The sequence below is a fragment of the Natronomonas salina genome (genome assembly GCF_013391105.1).
Lineage (GTDB): Archaea > Halobacteriota > Halobacteria > Halobacteriales > Haloarculaceae > Natronomonas > Natronomonas salina.
This window is the reverse complement of record NZ_CP058335.1, coordinates 3,424,473-3,435,359: the sequence shown is the minus strand read 5'-3', so window position 1 is coordinate 3,435,359 and position 10,887 is coordinate 3,424,473. Positions and strand designations below refer to the sequence as shown.

Sequence of the window (10,887 nt, the reverse complement as noted above, 5' to 3'; positions counted from 1 at the left end):
ATTCTATACACACCATTCTCGATGATTTCTTCCGGCGATTCCACCAACAGTTCTTGTGGAGTCAACTGGATGTAGCTGTCCTCGATCTGAGTGCCAATATTGAGCCCACTATCGCGGCTGCCCCGTGGTGACCTTCAAGGGTGGCCAGTGTGTCCCAGTATGGATTGGCAACGACTAATCTGCCCTATTGAAGATTATCTTGCCCATTTAGTTGGACAGAAAGGAAAGGGGAAGTATTAATTTGATGTATGAACAAGCTAAGTCCTCATGACCCCTGGACGAAAAGAAGGGAATAAATCGTTTTACAAGAACCAATGAAGTTGGGACTGTATATTGGGACACATTCAGACCCCGTGAGCAATATAGCCCCTGTTCTTAACGGATGGTCGGATATATTAAAAAACACCTCAATAGAAGTTGAGTTATATGGAGGCGCCTCAGTTCCAAAATCTTTAGAATCCAAATACAATTATATAAAACAAGAACGTCGATCGGATCAGCTACCACACAAGATAATACGAGGGTATCAATATACTCGGGATTACATCCGAGATCACAAACCAGACGCGGTTATGCAGGTCTGGAAATATGCAACTCATGCACCAGGCGTTGCACTCGCCGGAAGAAGATGCGGCGTCCCAGCAATTGGCCGATTTACTGGAGACACGTTTAATGAATATCGGGGAATATCATATCCCAAACGCATTGGGATCTTCGGACTAAATAATGTCAGTGCTCGTTTCCCACTACATCTTTTTGATAAAATAATCGCCCTTGGACCTTACGGTGAATCTCAAATTATCAAGAGAGGGGTTTCAAAGACTGATGTGGTTATTCTTCCACCACCAAAGCCATCCGACAACCGGTTTAATTCTCAATATTCCACCTCTGAATACCGGGATAAGCTTAATTTACCCCATCATAAGAAAATATTCCTCTATGTTGGACGAATGAGTTACCACAAAGGATTGGCATTTCTTTGTGAAGCTATAAACGAATTATCATCACTGGACCAGTATATGTTCTTATTGGTTGGAACGGGTCCGTATGAATCGGTGATTAATCGTGAATTCGATAATAATCATGTACGTGCGTTGGGGCGAGTTCCTTATGAAGAGATCGATCAGTATTACAAAGCTGCAGATTGCTATCTACACCCCTCAGAATATGAAGGTATTCCACTCGTGATTCTTGAAGCATTAGCTTGTGGCACACCAATTCTAGCTCGTAGTGCCGGTGACATTCCTTTTGTGACAAGCAACATCATACACTCTCCAAACGAGCTCGCATCTGCAATTGCCAATGAAAACTATACAAATACCTGGAAGAATAAAAAGCTATTTGAAAAACCCGAACAACGGCGAAGGTTGACAAAAATGATAACTAATACGGCTGATAAATATTGAAATAAGACCACAACTACATAATAACATCCTCTTGCTTCCAGTAACAAATCCTCATACACGGTGGTTTTTTTAATCTGACTGAAGAATTTTATGGGCTTATTTACCCGAGAAAAGACACCCTAGTTATGACCAGCTGTCAGATAGTTATAGAGGGAAAGGCAGTCGCGGTATTGCTACCGTTGGGACTACCAAGAGAACCAAATATGGAATCCGTTTAGTCAAGAACATTGTTGAACTACATGTCCCAATTTCGAAAGTACTCTATTTCTAATCAACGGGCCCAGAAGTTCCGAATCTGCCGCGCCAAGACCATTTGAAATGAGTTTCGTCATCACTAGACGTACATATTTTAACCCCGCGGAAAAGGCCTTATCCCTCATGAGGTTAGGTTTCAGAACAGGTAAAGGCGACGACAGCGATACATCTCACGAAACCCGTTCTATGTACACAATACTGCTCTATGACGAAGGTGCTCAGGGGAAAACTGAGCTTGGGGGAGGACAACTTTCTCGGCTCTCACTCATGGAACGATTGAGTAAGGACTTCAACCCCATTCTTCTTACATCAGAGAACGGCGTGCTCGCCGAAGAAGCAAGAAAACGAGGAATCAGCGTACTGGTAAAGAACATCACTGAGTCGCAGAATCGATTCACCAGATCAGAACTTCAGGCGAGTCCGCACCTCGCAATCTTATCGAGTTTATCCCTTGCGAAAGCAACGATTCGACTTCGACAAATCATTCGAGAAATCGATCCAGACATCATTCATCCTAACGAGAACCTCTCGCGTGTACTTACCGTTGCCGCCACTGTCGGGATGGACGTTCCCTGTGTTATGCACATCGATGGAGAGTGGGATTCGTCGTACATCGACGCACTCATGCGCCGACTATATGTCCGCTCGTTCGACCGTCTCATAGCGGTATCTGATGAGGTAGGGGATGCATTCGGGGACGACAACCGTCCCGCCAACATTCAGACGATATACCCAGGTATCGAACTCGATCGGTTTGAGAACGTTGGAGAGCCTACTGAACCATTACCCAATCCGGACGAACGTCTCGTACTCACCTCGGTCGGAGCGCTGATTCCAATCAAAGGACACGAGACGTTGCTCCATGCTCTTTCAGGATTGGATTTAGAATTCGTTCTCTACATCGTCGGAACAGGACCCCTTAAATCGTATCTCGAATCGTTGGTCCGAAATCTTGGCATCTCGGATGAAGTGCACTTTCTTGGATTCCGCGAAGATGTCCCAGAGATTTACGCCCAAACTGACATTGCCGTAACTCCGTCATTGTCAGAAGCATTCCCGCGAGTCGTCCTCGAGGCAATGGCGTCATCTATCCCGGTAGTGGCCTCGGATGTAGGGGGAATCGGCGAAGCCATCAATGATGATCGGACCGGAATCCTGGTTCCACCGAAGAATTCCGATGCGTTCGCCTCTGCCATCTCTAATCTCGCGAAAGATCCTGACCGACGGCAACGGATGGGTATAGCGGGGCGCGAGCGAGTCGCAGAAAGGTTCGCGTTTGAACGTGGTGTCGAGCAGGTTGAAGCCGTTTACCGAGATCTGATTCAGTCGCGGGGATAACCCCAAGTCCCTCCATTTACAATACTCTCACTCTGACACCCGGATAAATGCCAATATGTAGCCCTTCAATACATTCCCTTACATCGCTAACGAGCTAAGTACCTTGGTAGATTGACGGATTAGATTCGTGGCATCAAGGAGGAGATATTCGAATATCTTTGAGAATTCGCCGACCAGACGAGTCAGGACTGACGTGTCATTGGCTATTGCCTTCAGAATGACATCCCGTAAACCTTCGATTCGTAATGGATGGACAAGGAGATTGGCATGGACAAACTAACTCGAAACACCAGCATTAACAACCATATTACCCATTATTATATAATTTATTTATAGTGGTAAAAATATTTTTATAAAATTTCTTTAATATTTTCGTATTTATTGGGCGCCTATAATAGCAGCTCGTAGAGCCTTTTGTATTGACTAGCAATCTTCTGCCAAGAATACATTTCTGCTACTCTTCGAGGGTTCAAATCATGGTCTTCAAAAAGGATTCGGTTCAGATTGTTTATCCATTCCTCTTTTTTCAGGGTTTGGCAGAGGATCCCTCCATCTTGGCCAATTAGGTTTGAATGATTACCCCCATCCAGAGCAAGCACGGGAGTCCCTGAAGCTATCGACTCTAAAACGACCATTCCAAACCCTTCGTTCTCTCCAGGACATACGGTCACGGCCGCTTTGGCATATAACCCTCTAAGCTCCTCCCAGGGGACATGTCCTAAGAAATCTACATTCTCCGGCGCGTCTTTCTCTAGTTCAGCCTGAAGAGGGCCAGTCCCTGCTATATTGAAAGAGAGGTCTGAGAATTCACGAGCGATTGCAATCATCATTTCTGGATGTTTTTGATCGCAAAGCCGGCCAACAAACAGAACCTGGTCTTCATGGGTTGGAGATGCTTGAGGGGTGAATTTTCCAAGATCAACACCGTTGGGAATAACCTTATTGACAGTTGCATCGATAGTGTCCTCAGCCCAACTTTTCACATAGGGGCTGACGGCAGTCACCTGATCTGCATTCTTGCAAAGAGTTTTGTTCAAAGCAATTTGTTGTGGGGATGTTGGAGCTGCATGAAGCGTATGGACCCACGCCGCTCCACGGTGCGCAGTAAGTTTTCCAAACCTGTCCCGGGATGCTGGCCCAGTGTGGATAATATCATATCTCCCAGTATAAGCCCGTAAAAATTGTACGGCTTTCCAAATGATTGTCGCGTCAGCTGGGATTATATATACATTGGAAATCGTTTCTTGAAGACTGTTTTGACTGCTGTTGACAAACGCTATTAATTCGTAGCCATCAAGATGTTTCGAGACCTCCCGATGGACTGATTGTACCGGATTTGGTAAATCCAAACGTCTGGGATAGAATACTCGCGGGGGACTCATTGGTGAAGTTCTATAACTTCAAGAGGTAAATATTACATCATAAGCAACTCCAGACATATCATTTAAGTCCGTTGAATGGGTCGCCGCGGTGATAGCCCTTTAATCGAACCAATTGCACCCGCTCAATGGTCGTTACACGGTCCACTCTTTCTCGTATTTGGCATTAATCTCCTGACCAGTCATGTTAGACTTTTATATTTACACTCCCTATCTCTAGGTTTCAGCATATATCCGAGGACAATTGCCTGCATAGAGGAGGTAACCCCGACTCCGAAAAAGAGCGTACTTTCGAATAACATGTATCCCAAAAATCCAACTGCAATTGCGGCAGGGAAAATGTTGCTCTGCGGATCGCGCATAGATTTAAGTATCGGATAATAATAGAAATATAGATTCATTAGTAATCCAATTAGGCCAAATCTCATTATTGCGTGATAATATGCGTTGTGAATTCCTTTACCCACAAACCGTGAATCTCTTATATGAGGTTCTAGCAGGATTGGGGGATGTACGAAACCTTTCCCCAGGATGAGATCAACCATAGACATTCTGGACAAAACTATTCTTGTTGAATCCCAAATTATCAGACGTCCACTAAACTGAACCGACGATAGAATTGATGGCTGGGGAAAGATACTCATGAAAACGAACAGAATGACTATTAGTAATCCGAAGTAAAGAGAAACGCCAATTGAGGCCATTCGCCGACTAATGACTTGATCTGCTGCAATGACACCTAGCGCCAGAAGGAGAGCTAATAGGGCTGTTCGAGAACGACTGAAGTACAGGCCTATTGAAGAAATAAAAACAATCAACAATGGCTGCCAATCCTTCGTTTCTTTATACTCATTAAATGATGCCATTATAGATACCATCGTCACAATACCAAGTGTATTTGGATTATTAAATACCGACCTCATTATATGGGGTCGCCATGGTGTGAGTTTGAGAATTGTCAGGTCAATACCGCCACTTAGAATCAGTATAACGCCTATGCTACTAATTATCGCACCTAACCTCCCGATAATTTGGCAAAATTGAAACCAGCTACATATTTGCTGAATAAGGAAGATGTTCACAATGAGTATTACTCCAACATATACCGGAAATACCAATAAGGATGAAGGCAGCTCAGGAGTAATAACCAACGCTATCGAAAATAATGCTATTAAACTAAAGACTCCTATGGTAGCCCAATATTGTCCTCGTAGCACCCAATCACCCCGATATAGAAGCCACGTGAATGTAAGGATATACCCTACTATCATTACCTGTCTCCCTATAGATTGAAATATATCAAATTGAGTTTGAGACAATGCTGAGAGAGATAATAACGTAACAACCACAGCTGCCCCCCGATTCATACCGACTCTGTCATCCTTAAGGGTTAATATAGATGTGGATTCTCTGTAGACTAGGCAACGTAAATCACATTCTCAGAAATGTCTGAGCAAATAACGATTGTTCGTTACCATCCTATCTGGAGAATTCAATCTAATATACAGATCGATTAGTGGTGGTGAATAAAAAGTCACTGTAAACCGAATCTTGTACAATATAGAACCCCGGATATTGATAGTACTCCCGCTATGAACATACTCCAAGTCAGCAAATACTACTATCCGACAATTGGTGGCGTTGAAGACGTCGTCCAAACGATAGCGGAGGGACTCTCTCAAAGTCAATGGACTGTCCGTGTTCTCACATCCAGAGAATTCGGTATCGGCTATTCTAACGATGTCAATGATATTTCGGTCTATCGTACAAGCAGCCTAGGTGAACTCATGTCAGTCCCTATTGCGCCGGCCTTCCCACTTCGGATCTATCAACACACAGATTGGGCTGACATTGTCCACCTCCATTTACCCAATCCGCTCAGTGTCGTCTCACAGACTATTGCCGACCCTAGTTCTTCCAAACTCATAGCCACGTATCACAGTGACATTGTAAAACAACGTTCCGCGGCGAAGTTCTATCGCCCTCTTCTTGATAGCTTCCTTGCGCGCACCGATCGCATAATTGTGACCTCACCGTCCCTTCTGGAACACTCCAAAGTCCTTGCGCCCTATCGGGACAAGTGCGAGATTGTTCCACCCACGGTGGACTTGGACGCGATAGACCGCTTAGATGCACTTTCTTCCGATGAAATATTGGTGGATAGAGGCGCGGTTATACTATTCGTTGGGCGACTCGTCTACTACAAGGGCCTTGAGCACCTGATTGATGCAATGAAAAATGTCGACGCGACGCTCCTTGTAGCTGGTTCTGGGCCCCGTCGAGCTGCATTGGTTAAACAAGCAAAAAATGAAGGCGTAGCCAATCGCGTGAGATTCCTAGGCAGAATCACTGACGATCGATTACACCAGCTCTATGAACAGGCCGACGTCTTCGTCCTCCCTTCAGTTGAACCGAGCGAGGCATTTGGCATTGTTCAGCTCGAAGCGATGGCCCACGAGACGCCAGTCATCAATACCTCACTTCCCACAGGCGTCCCATGGGTCAGCAAGGATGGAGAGACCGGTCTGACCGTCCCTCCTCGCGATTCGTCCGCCTTATCGAAAGCAATCAATGAACTGCTTTCGAACCCAGATCGTCGTCGTGAACTCGGTAGAAATGGCCGGCGGCGAGTCCAGAGGCACTTCACGCACGAAGTAGCTACGTCAAAGGTAGAGCAAATCTACTGCGACGTGTTTGGCAACTGATTCGGTTCAAGACTGCAGAGAGTATAGTTGTGAGTACGCCCCATCTTGCGATATGAGGGATCCATGATCACCCGATTCGACGATCCTGCCATTCTCCATTGCATAGATACAATCAGCGTCCGTAATGGTCGATAGTCGGTGAGCAATCACCAGCATAGCATAGTCGCGTTCCATCGCCTCGATGCCATCATGTACCTCTTTCTCAAGAGAAGTGTCCAAATCACTGGTCGCTTCGTCAAGAATTAGGAGGTCCGCGTCCTTCAATAGCGCCCGTGCGATGGCTACACGTTGCCTTTGTCCGCCCGATAATCGAACCCCTTGGTCACCTAGCGTTGTATCGTACCCGTCCGGAAGTTCATCCAAAAACTCGGTTACTCGCGCGATCTCGCAAACTTCTTGGATTTCCTTCTGCGTCGCGGCGCGGTGTCCAACGGTAATGTTCCTTCTGAGCGTGTCGTTGAAGATGTGGGGGTTCTGCCGGACGATGGAGACGTGGGAGCGCCATTCGTCAATGTCGAATTCCGCTAGCGGGATGCCATCAGCCGTAATTTTCCCCGAGTTCGGTTCGTACATCCGGGCCAATAGTGAAGCAATAGTCGACTTCCCAGCGCCAGACGGCCCGACAAATGCGATGAAATCACCGCGCTCCACATCGAAGGAGACCTCCCTAAGGACCGGTTCGTCGGCAGAGTCGTAGGTAAACCATACCTTATGGAATTCGACTCGGTCGACGGGTGCCTGTACAGACTGCGAACCGCCTTCCACCTCTCGGTTCGATTCTAGCTTGTCAAGGAACCGTTGCGTCCGTACGAGATGAGGTAACTCGCTTTCCATCCGGTAAATATGTTTATTCACGTTACTGACCCGTGGACCTAGCTGATACATAGCGAAGAGGAATACACCGAGTTCACCGACATTCATCGCCGAGAAAGTTAGGGCGAAGTAGATGAGTACAAAAACCGTTACCGCCACCGTTAGGTTGTAGAAGCTGCTCATCGCCTCCTCATTGCGCTGTAACTTAATGCGATACCGTTCAAACTTGTCAGCTGCCTCCGAGAAACCCTCGCGAAGTTCATCACCGATCCCGAACAGTTTTACCGCGCGTACACCTTGTGTTCCGGCTTGGGCTCGGGACTGAATACCCTCCTTAGCGTCGGCCACCTCGTCACCAAGAGAATATCCTGTGTCAAGGACATTTCTGAAGAGAAACGTTACGCCGCCAAGAAAAATCCCTGTAATAATCGTCAATAGTGGCGAGAGGTAGAGCGCTAGTGCGATGTATATCAGCGCCAGCAAGCCCTGCTCAAACGCTTGTAGCGTGTATCTGATTACGAATCCTGCATACTCCGCCTGCGTTACAATGGCATTCAATATCTCGTCGGAGCCTTGCTCATCGAAGTATGCCACATCAGCATCTAGCGCACTATTGAATGACGCCTCCTGTAAGTACCGTACGTATCGGGTCTCTAAAGCCGCTCGGAACCAACGGACTAAGAACGTCATCGTATAACGTGTAGTCATCACGCTCGCGACCCCAATGATCAGATAACCCAGCGTAAATGGAATGCCCAAGAATTCATAGAGACCCATAAACACACTAAGTAATCCGTCAGCTTCTGCAATACCCCCAGACGACTGAGATAGCTCAACGATAGGCATGATGAAACTCAATCCGAAGCCCTCGAGGACTGCTGCAAATACGCCTAAAACAAGAATGGCGGCGGAGAATCCCGGTTGAAACTTCGCAACCTGATATAGCGCGCGCCCCTTTTCCCTCCACGAAATATCGAGATTATCTGTGTCGTTCATTAGTACAGAAGGATCACCGGAGGGCTTCCCTTACGTCCCTCAGTGATCCATGAGCGTAAAATAGCGTCGGTCTAAACAGTGTACCTAAAACCAGAATATTTGGTTTCATATTATTTACTGTATATTGGGTCCACTTGGTAGTACCTCCCAAAATTGTTGGGCAATAATCTTCAAATCGAACCACAATGATTGTCGTCTGATGTACTCTATGTCGAGTCGAAGTTTCTCCTTCGGTTGAAACCCGGTGACGCCATTAATCTGTGCCAGTCCAGTCAAACCGGGTTTCACGAACCACCGCCGGCGCCATGCTACAGCATCCGATTCCATATTCGTCTCCAATTCGGGTCGCTCGGGTCGTGGACCGACCACACTCATATCACCAATCAGAATCGACCAAAGCTGTGGGATTTCGTCAAAATGAGTTCGACGCAAGAACCGGCCAATCCGGGTGACTCGTGGGTCAAAGTTGCCGTTATCTTCGTCGCTGATCTTTGCTCCACTTATCGATTCTGCGTCCTCCACCATACTCCGAAATTTGTACACACTGAACATATCTCCGAAGGCTGCAGTTCGGGCCTGTTGATACAATACAGGCCCGCCGTCGTCTAGTTTGATAGCCAAAGCAATAACCAGCATCACTGGCACCGTAGCAATCAATCCAAAAATCGAGAAAACTACGTCGAAGGTCCGCTTCAACAGGTGGTCCACCGTGTCCCAGGGCTCGAGGTCCACGTCCACCAGCTCTCCGCTCCCAAACCCGTTCGTCAACACCGAGTCCGCGTGCTCGCGGTGGACCTTCACCGTTACACCGTGCTCGTAACACGCGTCGAGCGTCCCGAAGAACTCGGCCCGGTCCGCTCGAGAGAACGCCAGGAACGCGGTGTCGACATCGTATTCAACCAGTGCCTCGTCGAGCCGCGAGAGCCCCCCCAACCGGTCAAGTTCGCGGAGCCGTGGCCTGGCGTCAGCCTCGTCTACCAGCTCCTCCATTACGGAACCTCCGTCAGTCACATAGGCCTGCGAGTACTCGTCTGAGCTGATTGTCGAGTGCGACAGCGGCGAGACGTAGCCGATGACGGGGCTCTCCGCAGCCGCCAGGACGGCCTCCATCGCCTCTGTATCGTCACCGATGATGATCACTCGGCTGTTCTCGCCGTTCGGCCTTCGTCGAATCAGCACAAACCAGGTGGGCAGCACGACGAACAGAATCCCGCAGGTTATCACAAGCGTTGACCGAGGCAACCGGTGTGACCAATTGAAGTACCCGAGCGTCGCGAGAATACAGCCCGCGACGACGGTCCGCTTGTCTGCCAGCGTGACGGTGTCGAGGACGCGTCTCGGTCGCGGCTTGTATAGCGGGAGGAAACAGACGACGAATACCGTCGCCGCCACCCACAATACCGTTGTCAGCGGCCCATATGAGAGCGTCACAGGATCGAGCCGCCAGAAGACCGGGACATACGTCGTGAATACCGACTGCATCACCGGCTGATTGGCTACGACTACGGCCAACATGGAGAGTCCCGCGACCCCCACTATGCTCCCAACTCGATAGGGCCACCCTGTTCGCATCCTTAGCAGTTAACTGTATCCTGACCGAATAAACGCTGCGCTGGAGTCAGTCCCTGACGTTCCCTTGAAATATCTCTCCGAGGGTAAATTATGAACTAGAATGCCAACCCGATGAACATTTCTCTCCGATTAAATACTAAGCACATCAGTCTGACAAGCGCGCGTCTTCGACGGCTCGTACCACTCGCGATTTTCCCGGTACCTTCCAGCTAACTTCGTGTTGGCCTCCCCCATGAGGTGCTCGGGCTGTAGTTGAGCAGCTCCTAATCCTTCGTGGTGTCATTGGAGGTGTAGTCGGTGTCGTAGCGTTGGGCGGACTCCAGGTCGGGCGCCAGCTGATTGCGGATTTCGTTGACGAGCGTCCGAATCTGGATGTTATTCGTCGAACTGATGTTCATAGCCCCACCATCGCCGGCGTCAGAC

At 48.1% G+C, this 10,887-nt stretch carries 8 protein-coding genes; 3 read left to right on the top strand and 5 right to left on the bottom strand.

Annotated features, from left to right (window positions below; translation table 11 throughout):
- The first annotated feature begins 314 nt into the window (after positions 1-314).
- Together HWV07_RS17795 and HWV07_RS17790 are read left to right on the top strand one after the other, a co-directional pair.
- Complete coding sequence (locus tag HWV07_RS17795; protein ID WP_178335612.1) at positions 315-1,406, top strand: glycosyltransferase family 4 protein; 1,092 nt, start codon at positions 315-317, stop codon at positions 1,404-1,406.
- Between the two features lie 318 nt (positions 1,407-1,724).
- Positions 1,725-2,999, top strand: a complete 1,275-nt coding sequence (locus tag HWV07_RS17790; RefSeq protein ID WP_178335611.1) for a glycosyltransferase family 4 protein — start codon at positions 1,725-1,727, stop codon at positions 2,997-2,999.
- A 389-nt stretch (positions 3,000-3,388) separates the two neighbouring features.
- Here the strand turns inward: HWV07_RS17790 and HWV07_RS17785 are convergent, their stop codons facing one another.
- Together HWV07_RS17785 and HWV07_RS20050 are read right to left on the bottom strand one after the other, a co-directional pair.
- Positions 3,389-4,381 (bottom strand): glycosyltransferase family 4 protein, encoded by a 993-nt coding sequence (locus HWV07_RS17785; protein ID WP_178335610.1) that lies wholly within the window; start codon positions 4,379-4,381, stop codon positions 3,389-3,391.
- A 179-nt stretch (positions 4,382-4,560) separates the two neighbouring features.
- Positions 4,561-5,244 carry an O-antigen ligase family protein gene (locus HWV07_RS20050; protein WP_343046124.1) on the bottom strand — a complete coding sequence of 228 codons (684 nt, stop codon included), beginning with the start codon at positions 5,242-5,244 and terminating at the stop codon, positions 4,561-4,563.
- 726 nt (positions 5,245-5,970) lie between these two features.
- Between HWV07_RS20050 and HWV07_RS17775 the strand changes: the two genes are divergently transcribed.
- A complete protein-coding gene (locus tag HWV07_RS17775; protein WP_178335608.1) occupies positions 5,971-7,083 on the top strand; it encodes a glycosyltransferase in 1,113 nt (370 codons plus the stop codon).
- 6 nt (positions 7,084-7,089) lie between these two features.
- On the opposite strand, the gene HWV07_RS17770 is transcribed toward HWV07_RS17775, so the two are convergent.
- The 3 genes from HWV07_RS17770 to HWV07_RS19990 all read right to left on the bottom strand — a co-directional run bounded on the left by HWV07_RS17770 (position 7,090) and on the right by HWV07_RS19990 (position 10,862).
- On the bottom strand, positions 7,090-8,892 hold the full coding sequence (locus HWV07_RS17770; protein ID WP_178335607.1) for an ABC transporter ATP-binding protein: 1,803 nt from the start codon (positions 8,890-8,892) through the stop codon (positions 7,090-7,092).
- A gap of 114 nt (positions 8,893-9,006) precedes the next feature.
- Positions 9,007-10,464: a sugar transferase gene (locus tag HWV07_RS17765; protein WP_178335606.1), complete on the bottom strand. Its 1,458-nt coding sequence runs from the start codon at positions 10,462-10,464 to the stop codon at positions 9,007-9,009.
- Positions 10,465-10,727: 263 nt separating this feature from the next.
- On the bottom strand, positions 10,728-10,862 hold the full coding sequence (locus HWV07_RS19990; protein ID WP_281362313.1) for a hypothetical protein: 135 nt from the start codon (positions 10,860-10,862) through the stop codon (positions 10,728-10,730).
- Between the last annotated feature and the right edge of the window lie 25 nt (positions 10,863-10,887).

Coding starts and splice junctions, on each gene's coding strand:
- HWV07_RS17795 (WP_178335612.1), top strand. CDS start 315: ATGAAGTTGGGACTGTATATTGGGACACATTCAGACCCCGTGAGCAAT.
- HWV07_RS17790 (WP_178335611.1), top strand. CDS start 1,725: ATGAGTTTCGTCATCACTAGACGTACATATTTTAACCCCGCGGAAAAG.
- HWV07_RS17785 (WP_178335610.1), bottom strand. CDS start 4,381: ATGAGTCCCCCGCGAGTATTCTATCCCAGACGTTTGGATTTACCAAAT.
- HWV07_RS20050 (WP_343046124.1), bottom strand. CDS start 5,244: ATGGCATCATTTAATGAGTATAAAGAAACGAAGGATTGGCAGCCATTG.
- HWV07_RS17775 (WP_178335608.1), top strand. CDS start 5,971: ATGAACATACTCCAAGTCAGCAAATACTACTATCCGACAATTGGTGGC.
- HWV07_RS17770 (WP_178335607.1), bottom strand. CDS start 8,892: ATGAACGACACAGATAATCTCGATATTTCGTGGAGGGAAAAGGGGCGC.
- HWV07_RS17765 (WP_178335606.1), bottom strand. CDS start 10,464: ATGCGAACAGGGTGGCCCTATCGAGTTGGGAGCATAGTGGGGGTCGCG.
- HWV07_RS19990 (WP_281362313.1), bottom strand. CDS start 10,862: ATGAACATCAGTTCGACGAATAACATCCAGATTCGGACGCTCGTCAAC.